Raw genomic sequence first — 12,091 nt, 5'->3', positions numbered from 1 at the left:
TCATCGGGCGAGGGCTTCTGCGAGCGGTCCCAGTGCGAGCACCGGGAAGTAGGTGAGTGCGGTCACGACGACGGCGACGCCGCCGAGCAGGACGATGAACAGCGGCCGGTGCGTGGGCAGCGTGCCGACGGTCTCCGGCACCCGGTCCTGGGTCGCGAGGGACCCGGCGAGCGCCAGCACGAACACCATCGGGACGAACCGGCCGAGCAGCATCACGACGCCGAGCGCGGAGTTCATCCACGTCGTGTTCGCCGTCAGGCCGCCGAACGCCGAGCCGTTGTTGTTCGCGCCCGAGGTGAAGGCGTAGAGGAGCTCGGACAGGCCGTGGTTTCCCGGGTTGAAGATCGACGTGCCGACGACCTGCTCGCGGACGCCCGGGAGCACCAGGGACAGGCCGGTGCCGAGGAGCACCAGGGTCGGGGTGACGAGGATGTAGAGCGACGCGAAGGTCATCTCGCGGGCCCGGATCTTCTTGCCGAGGTACTCGGGGGTCCGACCGACGAGCAGCCCGCCGATGAACACCGTGATGACCGCGAGCACGAGCATCCCGTACAGCCCGGAGCCGACGCCGCCGGGGGTGACCTCGCCGAGCATCATGTTGACGAGCGCCATCATCCCGCCGATCGGCGTGAAGCTATCGAACATGCCGTTCACGGCGCCGGTCGACGTCGCGGTCGAGGTCGTCCCGAAGAGCGTCGTGCCGAGGATGCCGAACCGCACCTCCTTGCCCTCCATGGCGGCCCCGGCGGCGTGGGTCGCGCTGCCGCCGCCACCGAGCTCGGCGATCGACATCACCGAGAGCGAGACGAGGAAGATCGCGCCCATCACGGCGAGGATCGCGTAGCCCTGACGGTCGTCGTCCACCATGCGGCCGAACGTGCGCGGCAGCGAGAACGGGATGACGAGCATGAGGTAGACCTCGACGAGGTTCGTCCACGCCTGGGGGTTCTCGAACGGGTGCGCCGAGTTCGCGTTGAAGTAGCCGCCGCCGTTCGTGCCGAGTTCCTTGATGGCCTCCTGCGAGGCGACGAACCCGTCCGGGATGTGCTGCGTCCCGCCGATCAGGGTCGTGACGTCGGTGCCGCTCCCCCACGACTGGATGACACCACCGGCGACGAGCACGATCGCGAACACGAACGCACCCGGCAGCAGGAGCCGGCCGGTCCCGCGGACGACGTCCACCCAGACGTTGCCGAGCGTGCCGGAGCGTCGACGGGCGAAGCCGCGGACGAGCGCCACGGCGACGGCGAGCCCGACCGCCGCGGAGAGGAAGTTCTGCACCGCGAGGCCGGCCATCTGCACCGTGTACCCGACGGTGACCTCGGGCGAGTACGACTGCCAGTTCGTGTTCGCGACGAACGACGCCGCCGTGTTGAACGCGAGCGACGGACCGACGTTCGGCAGTCCGAGGTCGCCGGGCAGCACGACCTGGATGCGCTGCAGGAGGTACACGAGCAGCAGCCCCACGGCGCTGAAGAGCAGCACGCCCCGCAGGTAGGCGGGCCACGACTGCTCGGCATCGGGGTCGACGCCGATCACCCGGTAGACCCCGCGCTCGATCCGGCTGTGCCGCGTCGGCGTGAACACCCGCGCCATCCAGTCGCCGAGCGGCCGGTAGGCGACGACGAGCAGCAGCACGAGGGTGGCGACCTGGACGATCCCGGCCCACGTGTCCGCGGTGCTCATCAGAACTTCTCCGGGCGCACGAGGGCCCAGACGAGGTACACGAGCGAGGCGACGCCGAGGACGGCGGCGGCGATGGTGATGACGATCACAGCCGTTCCACCGCCTTGGCGATGAGTGCCACCACGCCGAACACGGCGAGGACACCGGCGACGACGAAGACGTCGAACACGAGGGACTCCAGAGGTTCACGGGGTCCGCGCCGGGCGACGCGGACGGCACCACGTGTGGTGCCGAACCGATGCTGGATCCGGCACCGCCCCTCCGGACCCGTCCCTAACGGTTTCCTGACGCGCTCCTGACACACGCATGCGCGTCACTAACGCCCGCTCGCTCGCCCCAGCCGCTCGGCGAGCACGGCCGTCGCCGCCCGGAGTTCGTCGGGCCCCTCGACGGTGAAGTCCGCGGTGGCACCGGCGAACGCCGCCGCGAGGCCCTCCCACGACCAGGAGCCGCGCGTGAGACGGCTCCGGTCCGGGCCGAGCGGCTCGAGCACGGCGTCGTCGGGGAGGTACGGCGCGACGCTCTCGGCCGGCACCTCGAGGACGGCGGTGCCGGTGCACGGCCAGACGTCCTCGCGGTCGGACCCCTTGAACCGCGCGGCCACGAACGCTGCCGGATCGCCACCGGGCACGGGACGCGGCGTGAACGGCACGCGCGTCCGCATCCGCGGGGTGATGCGGTCGACGCGGTGGGTGCGCCAGTCATCGCGGTCGAGGTCCCAGTCGAGCAGGTACCAGCGGCCGGCCCGGGCGACCACCGCGTGCGGCTCGACCCGGTGGGGCGTCTCGTCGGGGCCGTACCCGAAGCGGAGGACCTCGCCGAGGTGGACTGCCTCGCTCACCGCGACGAGGACCTCCGGGTCGACGGGGGTGCGACCGGCCGACGTGACCGCGTCGATCGCGTCCACCCGTGTGCGCAGACGCGCGGGCATCACCTGCCGCACCGTCGCGAGCGCCCGGGCGGCCGATTCGGCGATGTCCGCACCGGACGCGGGTGCCACGGCGAGCGCGATGGCGATCGCGACCGCCTGGTCGTCGTCGAACAGCAACGGGGGCAGGTCCGCACCCGCTGCCAGCCGGTACCCGCCGGCCGGGCCACGCAGTGCCTCCACGCGGTAGCCGAGGCCGCGGAGCCGGTCGACGTCGCGGCGGAGCGTGCGCGGGCTGACCTCGAGCCGCCCGGCGAGCTCGTCGCCGGGCCAGTCCCGGTGCACCTGCAGCAGCGAGAGCAGCGCGAGCATGCGCGAGGACGGTCCGGACATGCCTCCAGTATCGGTGGAGAAGCGGACAGGATCTGACCGCAATGCCCGGGATGCTGGTCCCATGAGCATCGAAACGACAACCCACCTCAACTTCGACGGACAGGCCCGCGCGGCCCTCGACTTCTACGCCTCGGTCTTCGGCGGCGAGGTCGCGTCCATGACCTACGGCGCGATGGGCGCCTCGGACGAGCCGGACTGGGCCGACCGCATCGTCTGGGGTCAGGTCGCCACCGACGCCGGGCTGCGCGTGATGGCCTTCGACGTCTGGCCGGAGCAGCCCTACGACCAGGGCACGAACGCCTTCTACGTGTACGTGCACGGTGACGACGCGGCCGAGCTCGAGCGGTACTGGGCGGCGCTGTCCGAGGGGGCCGAGATCCGGCAGCCGCTCGGTCCGTCGGCCTGGGCGCCGCTGGCCGGACAACTCCGCGACCGCTTCGGCGTGATCTGGGCGCTCGACGTCGCGGCGCCGACCGAGTAGCGCCGAACGAGTAGCGCCGACCGATCAGCGCCGCCGTGCGGCCCGGGCGACCCCCGGGCCGCACGCCGTGACGTTTCCGAGCCACTTCCCCACGAAATCCGACCGCCGGTAGCGTGCCGGCATGCCCGAGTTCCGTCCGATGCCCGGCTACGAGCTCGGCGACGGGTGGGTGGCCGCGCGTCGACGCCGCTCCCGGTTCGGCCGGGTGTGGCGCTGGGCCGGGCCGCCGGTGGCGCTCCTCGCCCTCGTCGCGGCCGTGCTGCTGTTCCGCTGGTACGCGGGCGTGGCCGACCAGGTCCGGTGGGAGTGCGCCGTGTCCACCTGCGGGACGAACGACCCGCGGTCCTTCGCGCCGGAGGGGTGCTGGGTGCTCCTGGCGCTGTCCGCGCTCGGCGTCGGACGGCTGCCGGGGCGCTGGTGGTGGCGAGCCGGACTGCTGCTGGCGTTCGCCGTCGTCGCCGCGTGGTCGATCGACTGGTGGCGGCTGCCGGGAACGGACCTCGGCCTGTTCGTGACCCCGATCGGCGCGGGTGGTGTCGGCGCCGTGCTGCTGCTCGCCCGGATCGGGATCGCGGTCGACCGTGCACGTGGGCGAGCCCACACCGCCCGGCGGCGACCGCGGTGACGGGCGGTCAGCGCGCGGGACTCCACGTGCTGACCGTCACGGCAGCGGTGACGCTCGTCGGCGCGAACACCTGCCCCGGGTCGACGTGGTGGTGGCTCGGCCCCATGTGCACCACGTCGTGGACGTCCTCGGCGGACAGCTCCATCGTCCACGTGAGGTCCTCGGCCGAACGCTGCTCGAACGCGGGCGTGAGGGAGTCGTGCAGCCGCCGTTCCTTCTCGGGGTCCACCGTGATCGTCGCCTCGGCCAGCTCCGCCAGGTGTCCGGTGCGCGGGGTCACCACCACGAGGAGGCCCTCGGGGTGCAGCACACGGGCGTACTCCGTCTGGTTGCGTGGCGCGAAGACGTCCAGCACGACCGCGGCTGCGCCGTCGACGACCGGGAGGCGCTCGGTCACGTCCCCGACGACGGCCCCCGCACGCTCGTGGATGCGAGCGGCCCGTCGGATCGCGACGGCGGACAGGTCGAGTGCGACCCCGAGCCGTGAGACGGCCTCGAGCGCGTGCGCGAGGTACGTGCCCGGCCCGGACCCGACGTCGAGGACGACACCGGGCACGTCCACTGACGCGACCGCCCGGGCCACGGCCCGTTCGACCGGCGCGTAGTGCCCCCGGCCGAGGAAGCGCAGCCGGGCGTCGACCATCTCCGGGGTGTCCGCCGTCAGCGCACGACGCTTCGCGGGCAGCAGCGTGAGGTGCCCCTGCTTGGCCTCGTCGAACCGGTGGCCCGTGGCGCAGCCGACCTGGCCACCGTCGACACGGCCGAGGGGCTCGGCGCAGACGGGGCAGGCGAGCATCGGCAGCAGGTCGTCACGCACCGGCCCAGCGTACGGGGCCTCGCTAGCCTGGCCGGATGTCGCTGCAGCAGCTCTTCGGCCTCGACGGACGCACCGCCCTGGTGACGGGAGGCAGTTCCGGCATCGGGCGAGCGATCGCCACCGCCCTCGCGGACGCCGGCGCACACGTGCTCGTCGCGGCCCGGACAGCGGCGACCATCGACGCCACCGTCGCTGCGATCCGGCAGGCGGGTGGCTCGGCCGACGGCATCGTCGCAGACCTGTCCACGCGCGCCGGAGCCCACGCCCTCGCCGACACTGCGGGCGATGTCGACGTGCTCGTCAACTCCGCGGGGATCAACCTGCGGCCGCCCATGGCGGACCTCGACGAGGGCACCTGGGACGCCACGATGGCCGTGAACCTCGACGCGCCGTTCGTGCTCGGGCAGCGGCTCGCGCCCGGCATGGCGGCCCGCGGGTACGGCCGCATCATCGGCATCAGCTCCCAGCAGGCGCACCGGCCCTTCGCCGCCAGCGGCGCGTACGGGGTCTCGAAGGCGGGCCTGGAGGCGCTGGCCCGGTCCCAAGCAGAGGCCTGGTCCGGGCACGGGGTCACCTCCAACGTCCTCGTCCCCGGTTTCGTCCGGACCCCGCTCAACGAACGGCTCGGTGCCGACCCCGCGACCGTCGCCGCCCTCGCGGCACGGACCCTGGTCGGGCGGAACGGGCTCGCCTCGGACTTCGCCGCCGCCGCGGTGTTCCTCGCCGGCCCCGGTTCGGCGTACGTCACGGGGCAGTCGATCGCGGTCGACGGCGGGTTCTCCGTGCACTGACCCCGGTACGGTCGGGGCATGGCCGTCATCCACCGTGCAGAACTCCGCCCGTCGAAGCTCGAGGCGCTCGCCGCCTGGCTGCCGGACCAGCCCTGGAGCGGGGTCTCCGCCGGCGACGACCTCGCGATCGCGGGGAAGTTCCGGTTCGACGACCCCGCGGGCGAGGTCGGCGTCGAGACGGTGCTCGTGCGCACCGCGGACGGTCGGGTGCTCCAGGCACCGCTGACCTACCGCGGCGCACCGCTCGACGGCGCCGAGGCCTTCCTCGTGACCGAGATGGACCACTCCGTGCTCGGACGACGCTGGGTCTACGACGCCGTGGGCGACCCGGTGTACGCCGACGTCCTGCGCCGGGCGATCGCCACGGGCGGGCACGAGGCCACCCTCGAGCGCGCCGACGGATCCGGGGCGTGGGACGCCGAGGGCACGGCCTCGGGCAGCGGGTCCGACGCCGACTCCCCCGCCGTGACGACCGTGGACGCGCAGACCTCCGGCGCCCTGACCTCCGTCGCGACCGACCACGGGACGCTCGTCGTCGCCCGTGCCGTCGGGGCGGAGCTGCCCGCAGGCCGCACGCTCACGGGCAGCTGGGCCGACGGGACCGGCGTGCTCGCGGTCCTGGTGCCCTGAACCGGACCACCTGACGGCCGCGACGTCCGTGGCGGGGCCGAGCCGCGCCTCCCGTCCGTCGCTCGCACCGATGCCGGTACGGACAGGGCCTGCCTGGCCGGGCACGCCGATGGCAGGATCGAGGGCGTGAAGACACTGGAGTTGCCACAGACGGACCTCACCGCCTCCGACGTCGTCGTCGGCCTGATGCGGATCAACGACATGAGCGACGAGGACATCCGCGCGCTCTACCGCGCCTCGCGCGACGCGGGCGTGACCATGTTCGACCACGCCGCGGTGTACGGCGGGTGGCACGGCTGCGAGGAGCGTTTCGGCTCGGCCGTCACGCTCTCCCCCGCCGAGCGCGCCGAGATCGTGCTGCAGACCAAGGTCGGCATCCGCCCGACCCCGAACGGCGCGTACTTCGACTTCTCGTACGAGCACATCATCGAGTCCGTGCACGAGTCACTCGCCGCACTGCAGACCGACTGGATCGACGTCCTGCTGCTGCACCGTCCCGACGCCCTCGTCGAGCCGGAAGAGGTCGCGAAGGCCTTCGACGAGCTGCACGCCGCCGGCAAGGTCCACCACTTCGGCGTCTCGAACCACACGCCGGGGCAGGTCGACCTGCTGCGCCGCTCGGTGCGGCAGCCGCTCGCGTTCAACCAGGTGCAGCTGAGCATCACGCACGCGAACGTCATCGCGCAGGGCGTCACGGCGAACATGGGCGGCCTCGACCAGTCGATCGACCGCGACAACGACATCCTCAACCACTCGCGCAGCAACGACATCACGCTGCAGGCCTGGTCGCCGTTCCAGAAGGGCTTCTTCGACGGCGTCTTCCTCGGCGACCGCGAGCACTACGCCGAGCTGAACGACGTGCTCGAGGAGCTCGCGGCCGCGCACGGGGTCACCCCGACGGGCATCGCCGTGGCGTGGATCACCCGCCACCCGGCGCACTTCCAGGTCGTCCTCGGCACGACGAACCCGCAGCGCGTCCGGGACTCGGCCGCCGGGTCGGACGTCGTGCTCTCGCGCGAGGAGTGGTACCGCGTGTTCACCGCCGCGGGGCACACCGTCCCCTGAGCGGATCGGGCAGGGTGGGACCCGTGCTCCACGACCTCACCCTGCCCGTCCCCCTCGTCGCCCGCTCCGGCCCGGTCACCGTCCGGGACGCCTCGCCCGACGACCTCGACGCCCTGATGGCGCTGCTGTCGGACGACCCGATCAGTGCCGCACGCGGGGACGTCGCCGCGCCGGAGGACGAGCCGCTGTACGCCGCCGCGCTCCGGGCGATCGTCGAGGACCCGGCGAACGCGCTCCTGGTCGTGACGGACGAGCGGGAGGTCATCGTCGGCACGCTGCAGCTCACGCGGATCCCCGGGATGGCCCGGCGTGGGTCCGCCCGGCTGCTCGTCGAGGCCGTCCGGGTGAGCAGTGCCGTGCGCTCGGGCGGGATCGGCAGCGCGGTGATGCGGTGGGTGGTCGAGGTCGCCGCCCGGGAACTCGGGACGCCGCTCGTGCAGTTGACCTCGGACGCGGACCGGACGGACGCGCACCGGTTCTACGAGCGGCTGGGGTTCACGGGCTCGCACGTCGGGTTCAAGTACCGCGTGCCCGGCGGGCCCGCCGGGCACTGACGCGGCGCGGGGCCCGCGGTCGCGGCCCGCGGCCCGCGGCCCGCGGCCCGCGGCCCGCGGCCGCGGCGTCGCTTGCCGTCGCACAACCGAACGCACGTCGAACCGCGGTTCCGCGCGGTTCGTGGTGCGTTTGGTTGTGCGCAGCACAAGCGCTGCCGCGCGCGGCGCAGGCAGCAACGCGCGGCGCGGGGCGCGGGCAGCGCCGCGCGCTGCGCGCGGGTCAGTCGGCGCGGGTGGGGGCGCTCGGGACCGCCACGTCCACGGGCGACACCCCCGCGGGGTCGGCCGACGCTCCGCCGACGACGTCGAACGTGATGCCGAGCTCGGCGGCCGACTCCTCGTCGAGCTCGAGCCCGTCTTCCTTCACCTGGTCCTCGGGGATGGCACGGCCACCGGACGGGTCCCACGAGTTCGCGATCGACATGCGCCCGAGCATGCCCGGTCCGCTTGGCAATCGCCCTGGAAACGCGTCAGAGATCATCCGGGTGCAGGCGGTCGCCGGCCTGCGGTCGCCGGAACACCGGGCCGCCGCCGGCCTCGTCCTCGTCGTCGTGACGGACCGGCGAGACGCTCGGGTCGGCGGAGTCCTCGCCGACGTCGGCGCCGCGGTCCTCCTCGATCTGCAGCTCGTCCTCGTCGGAGCCGTCCACGGGGATCGAGCGGCCGTCCTGTTCGGGATCGAAGGGTGTGCTCATCGACATGGGCCGAGCATGCCCCCGCCCGGTGAACGGCGGGTCAACGCTGTCCGTCCGCCGCGATCAGCTCGAGCTGGGTGAGCGGCAGGTCGGAGACGGCCGTGAACGTGAAGGCCGTCCCGGAGCCCTGCAACCGGAACACCCGGGTCTGCCCGGCCCAGTCGAACACGGCGTCCTGCACGGCGACGCGGGTGTCCCCGAGCGCGGCCTCCCACGAGTGGACCCCGGGTTCCGCCGCGGTGACCGTGTAGAGCGAGGTCGGGACGTCGGGGACGTCGAACGACACCGAGGTCCCCGCGGCGAGCACCGTGACCGTCCGCCCGGTGTCGTCGACGAGCGAGGAGGCGGGCGACGGGAGGTCGGCGGACGACAGGCCGACCGGCAGCAGGTCGACGGGGGTGTCCCGGTACCCGTGCACGTCGGACGCGGACACCGGGCGGGTGTCCGATGCCCAGCCCTGCGGCTCGGGCGACAGCGTGAACACGATCCGCGACGCCGACACCACCACCGAGTGGGGGATGCTCACCGACGTCCAGGGTGAGCCGTCGACCGTCACCGACGTGACGTACGCGCCCTCGGAGCCGTCGGCGACCTCGATGACGGTGGGCGCGCCTCCCGGCTGCTGCAGCACCGTCCTGCGGACCGACGGCGGCACGAGGACGTAGGTGCCCGTGGACGGCGCCAGCGGGTAGAGGCCGATCGTCGCGAAGACGTACCAGGCGCTCATCTCGCCGTTGTCCTCGTCGCCGGGGTAGCCCTGCCCGAGGTCGGACCCGACGAAGAGCCGTTGCAGCGCCTCGCGGACGATGCGGTGCGCCTCGTCGTGCCGCCCGGTGAACATCGGGAAGAACGGGATGTGGTGCGCGGGCTGGTTGGAGAGCCCGAGCATCCCCATCCGCACGTCGCGGGCCTCGGTCATCTCGTGGATCGGGAAGCCGTACGAGCCGGAGCGGACGGTCGCGCCGGTCTCCGGGGTGGTGAAGAACGCGTCGAGCGCGGCGTCGAAGCGGGACGGGCCGCCGTGCAGGTCGACGACGCCGGCGCCGTCGTGCGGAGCGGTGAAGGCGGTCCCCCACGCGTTCGTCTCGGTGTAGTCGTCGCCCCAGTCCCGCGGGTCGAACTCGGTGCCGACCCGCCACGACCCGTCGGAGTCGCGCCCGATGAAGAAGCCCCGTTCGGAGTCGAACACGTTCCGGTACTGCAGGGACCGACGGGCGAACCACTCCGACTCGGCTTCGTAGCGGGCGAGGTCGGCGGGTGTCCGGGCACACGAGGCGAGCAGGCCCGCCATGACGGCGAGGCCCCAGTCGTTGATGGCCGCGTCGAGGGTCCAGCTCATCCCCTCGTGGGTCGCGGTGTCGACGTGGCCGCGGAAGGCACCCGGGAGGCTCCCCTTGCGTCCGACACGCTCGTCGCGCGGCGGGACGGTCGCGTTCCGCAGTGCGCTGCGGTACGCCTGCGCGAGGTCGAACCCGGTGACGCCCTTCACCGCGAGGTCCGCGAAGACGGTGTCGCTCGTGGTGCCGGTCATGCAGTCCTCGGCGCCGGGGGCACTCCACCGGGGCGTCCACCCGCCGTCGTGGTGGTGCTCGACGAAGCCCTGCGCGAGGTCGCCCGCCGTCTCCGGGGTGAGCAGGGCGAGGAGCGGCCAGGCGGTCCGGTAGGTGTCCCAGAAGCCGTTCGTGGTGGTGAACGGCCCGTCGACGACCTCGGGTCCGGGCTCGTCGCGGATCGGCTCGGCCTGCACGGAGCCGTACGGGGAGCGGTGCCGGGGAACCCCGTCGCGCGCGGTCTCGCCGGCACGGTTCGGGTAGAGGAACAGGCGGTAGAGCCCTGAGTACAGGGTCGTCAGCTGGTCGGGGGTCGCACCCTCGACGGAGAGCGTGGCGAGCTCGTCTGTCCAGAGCTGCTCGGCACGTGCGCGCATGGTGTCGAACGGGCCGGCGGCGTCGAGGTTCGCGCGGGCGTCCTCGAACGAGACCGTGGAGATCCCGAGCAGCACGTCGGTGCCCTCGGGCTGGTCGGACAGCGACAACCAGCCGCGGAGCTGCTGCTCGCCGACGGTGGTGTGGTCGGCGGTCACCCCGGGGACCCGGAGGTGCACGAAGTGGGGCGGGGTGCCCGGACGGTCGTCGAGCAGGGCCTCGACCACGGCGGTGCCGTCCGTGACCGTCACCGAGACGTCCGAGACCCGGCCGTGGTGGTCGAGCACGATGCTCCGGGTGCCGGTGAACCGGAAGCCGAGGGCGAACTCCCCCGCGGTCATCTCGGCCGTGACGCCCTCGTCGAGGTCGACCCGGTAGCGGTGCGGGCCGTCCTGCTCGTCGTCGTGGTCGAAGCCGAGGGCACGGGCTGCACGGTCGACGTCGGGGGTGTCGAGCGGGGAGGGCATGACCTGGAAGACGCCCCGGTCCCCCATCCACGGTGACGGGATGTGGCTCGTGGCGAAGGCCTGGATCGCCGGGCGGACCCGGCCGGTCGCGTCGGTGCGGTCGTGCTCCTGGTAGGCGTACGGCCAGCGGTTGCTCGAGGCGTCGGTCATGGGCAGGCCGAAGACCCCGCCGTGCGGGATGCCGACCAGCGGGGCGTTGTTGCCGCGGGAGAACCGCGAAGACGCCTGCGTGCCGCGGGTCGTGCGGACGTGGTCGAGCGGGGTGCGCGGGGTGGGGCGCGCGGGACCGATGCGGACGGCGTCGAGCCAGCCGCGGAGGTGCGGGTGCGACCCGTCTGCGGTCGTGGGGTGCGGGGCGGAGCCGAGCCGCGCCTCCAGGCGGTCGACGACCCGGCCCGCGAGCGGCGTGAGGTCCACCGCCCGACGGTTCCACTGGTCGACCCACTGCTTGCGCGCGGCGTCCTGCGCCTCCGGCGTGAGCGCGTCGCCGTACTGGTCGCGCGCCGCGTCGCTCAGCCGCGTGCCGTCGGTGCAGACAAGGTCGAGCGCGAACGCCGTCGCGTCCCAGAAGTGCGGCAGGTCGTCCTCGGTGGGTTCCGTCGCACCGTCCGGCAGCACGCGCTCCGGGAACCACACCCACGAGAGTTCGTCACCCGACTCGATCGTCCGACCGGCGAACCCGGGGACGACCGCGGCGGCGACGTGCTCACCCGCGGGTCGTTCGACCAGCCAGCCCTCCGCCGAACCGAAGCCGACACCGTTCCGCGCGGCGACGGCCGTCGTCGGGCCACCGCTCCGTTGCAGTTCTCGCACCGGCCCAGCGTATTTGGTCCATCGTCTGGAGGAAAACCCCCGGCGTGTCAGCCCCGGTTGTGCCCCGGCGCGTTCGCCGAGTTCCCGGGACCGGAGCTGCCCGGACCGCTCGTGTCGACGGCCGGGTCGGCGCCGTCCTGCGGGGCCTGTACGGGGTTGGACGCCGGGCTCGACGGCTGCGGCCCCACCGAGGGGTCGTCCGCCGGGTCGCTCGGCTGTGCTGGCTCGGACGGCTGCTCGGCCGGGTCGGACGGCTGCTGTGCGGGCTCGGACGGCTGCTC

Annotated in this window: 13 protein-coding genes and 1 pseudogene; 6 read left to right on the top strand and 8 right to left on the bottom strand. The window is 73.3% G+C overall.

The genetic code is table 11. The annotated features are described in order from the left end of the window. From kdpA to BIV03_RS06960, 3 genes are all read right to left on the bottom strand, one after another. Positions 1-1,686, bottom strand: a complete 1,686-nt coding sequence (gene kdpA / locus BIV03_RS06970; protein ID WP_071295168.1) for a potassium-transporting ATPase subunit KdpA — start codon at positions 1,684-1,686, stop codon at positions 1-3. Next, positions 1,686-1,775: a K(+)-transporting ATPase subunit F gene (kdpF, locus tag BIV03_RS06965; RefSeq protein WP_070417610.1), complete on the bottom strand. Its 90-nt coding sequence runs from the start codon at positions 1,773-1,775 to the stop codon at positions 1,686-1,688. Before kdpF ends, kdpA begins: the two co-directional genes overlap by 1 nt. 227 nt (positions 1,776-2,002) lie before the next feature. After that, positions 2,003-2,947, bottom strand: a complete 945-nt coding sequence (locus BIV03_RS06960) for a YafY family protein (RefSeq protein WP_071295167.1) — start codon at positions 2,945-2,947, stop codon at positions 2,003-2,005. Between the two features lie 61 nt (positions 2,948-3,008). Here BIV03_RS06960 and BIV03_RS06955 point away from each other — a divergent pair, with 61 nt between their 5' ends. Together BIV03_RS06955 and BIV03_RS06950 are read left to right on the top strand one after the other, a co-directional pair. Then, positions 3,009-3,428 (top strand): VOC family protein, encoded by a 420-nt coding sequence (locus BIV03_RS06955; protein ID WP_071295166.1) that lies wholly within the window; start codon positions 3,009-3,011, stop codon positions 3,426-3,428. Positions 3,429-3,549: 121 nt separating this feature from the next. After that, entirely contained in the window at positions 3,550-4,053 is a 504-nt protein-coding gene (locus tag BIV03_RS06950) for a hypothetical protein (RefSeq protein ID WP_071295165.1), read from the top strand. Between the two features lie 7 nt (positions 4,054-4,060). Here BIV03_RS06950 and BIV03_RS06945 read toward each other — a convergent pair whose 3' ends face one another. Then, positions 4,061-4,870, bottom strand: coding sequence for a putative RNA methyltransferase (locus BIV03_RS06945; protein ID WP_139201895.1), 810 nt, complete (start codon positions 4,868-4,870; stop codon positions 4,061-4,063). 35 nt (positions 4,871-4,905) lie between these two features. Between BIV03_RS06945 and BIV03_RS06940 the strand changes: the two genes are divergently transcribed. From BIV03_RS06940 to BIV03_RS06925, 4 genes are all read left to right on the top strand, one after another. Next, positions 4,906-5,661, top strand: coding sequence for an SDR family NAD(P)-dependent oxidoreductase (locus tag BIV03_RS06940; RefSeq protein WP_071295164.1), 756 nt, complete (start codon positions 4,906-4,908; stop codon positions 5,659-5,661). Between the two features lie 18 nt (positions 5,662-5,679). Further along, on the top strand, positions 5,680-6,291 hold the full coding sequence (locus BIV03_RS06935; protein ID WP_071295163.1) for a hypothetical protein: 612 nt from the start codon (positions 5,680-5,682) through the stop codon (positions 6,289-6,291). A gap of 126 nt (positions 6,292-6,417) precedes the next feature. Then, complete coding sequence (locus tag BIV03_RS06930) at positions 6,418-7,356, top strand: aldo/keto reductase family oxidoreductase (protein ID WP_139201894.1); 939 nt, start codon at positions 6,418-6,420, stop codon at positions 7,354-7,356. A gap of 23 nt (positions 7,357-7,379) precedes the next feature. Next, entirely contained in the window at positions 7,380-7,910 is a 531-nt protein-coding gene (locus BIV03_RS06925) for a GNAT family N-acetyltransferase (RefSeq protein WP_071295220.1), read from the top strand. A 220-nt stretch (positions 7,911-8,130) separates the two neighbouring features. On the opposite strand, the gene BIV03_RS06920 is transcribed toward BIV03_RS06925, so the two are convergent. The 4 genes and pseudogenes from BIV03_RS06920 to BIV03_RS19515 all read right to left on the bottom strand — a co-directional run. Next, positions 8,131-8,334 carry a hypothetical protein gene (locus BIV03_RS06920; protein WP_139201893.1) on the bottom strand — a complete coding sequence of 68 codons (204 nt, stop codon included), beginning with the start codon at positions 8,332-8,334 and terminating at the stop codon, positions 8,131-8,133. Positions 8,335-8,380: 46 nt separating this feature from the next. Further along, positions 8,381-8,611 (bottom strand): hypothetical protein, encoded by a 231-nt coding sequence (locus tag BIV03_RS06915; protein ID WP_070417603.1) that lies wholly within the window; start codon positions 8,609-8,611, stop codon positions 8,381-8,383. A gap of 34 nt (positions 8,612-8,645) precedes the next feature. After that, positions 8,646-11,810 carry a GH92 family glycosyl hydrolase gene (locus tag BIV03_RS06910; protein ID WP_254790783.1) on the bottom strand — a complete coding sequence of 1,055 codons (3,165 nt, stop codon included), beginning with the start codon at positions 11,808-11,810 and terminating at the stop codon, positions 8,646-8,648. Between the two features lie 47 nt (positions 11,811-11,857). Beyond that, positions 11,858-12,091 (bottom strand): annotated as a pseudogene (locus BIV03_RS19515) (hypothetical protein); the annotation flags it as partial.

This window comes from Curtobacterium sp. MCBA15_016, from assembly GCF_001865105.1.
In the GTDB taxonomy this organism is placed as follows: Bacteria; Actinomycetota; Actinomycetes; order Actinomycetales; family Microbacteriaceae; genus Curtobacterium.
The sequence above is the reverse complement of the archived record's forward strand: the minus strand, read 5'-3'. Positions and strand labels throughout refer to the sequence as shown.

Excerpts from the sequence above, each read along its gene's own strand:
- BIV03_RS06960 (WP_071295167.1), bottom strand. The coding sequence starts at position 2,947 with ATGTCCGGACCGTCCTCGCGCATGCTCGCGCTGCTCTCGCTGCTGCAG.
- BIV03_RS06950 (WP_071295165.1), top strand. The coding sequence starts at position 3,550 with ATGCCCGAGTTCCGTCCGATGCCCGGCTACGAGCTCGGCGACGGGTGG.
- kdpA (WP_071295168.1), bottom strand. The coding sequence starts at position 1,686 with ATGAGCACCGCGGACACGTGGGCCGGGATCGTCCAGGTCGCCACCCTC.
- BIV03_RS06935 (WP_071295163.1), top strand. The coding sequence starts at position 5,680 with ATGGCCGTCATCCACCGTGCAGAACTCCGCCCGTCGAAGCTCGAGGCG.
- BIV03_RS06955 (WP_071295166.1), top strand. The coding sequence starts at position 3,009 with ATGAGCATCGAAACGACAACCCACCTCAACTTCGACGGACAGGCCCGC.
- BIV03_RS06915 (WP_070417603.1), bottom strand. The coding sequence starts at position 8,611 with ATGTCGATGAGCACACCCTTCGATCCCGAACAGGACGGCCGCTCGATC.
- BIV03_RS06920 (WP_139201893.1), bottom strand. The coding sequence starts at position 8,334 with ATGTCGATCGCGAACTCGTGGGACCCGTCCGGTGGCCGTGCCATCCCC.
- BIV03_RS06940 (WP_071295164.1), top strand. The coding sequence starts at position 4,906 with ATGTCGCTGCAGCAGCTCTTCGGCCTCGACGGACGCACCGCCCTGGTG.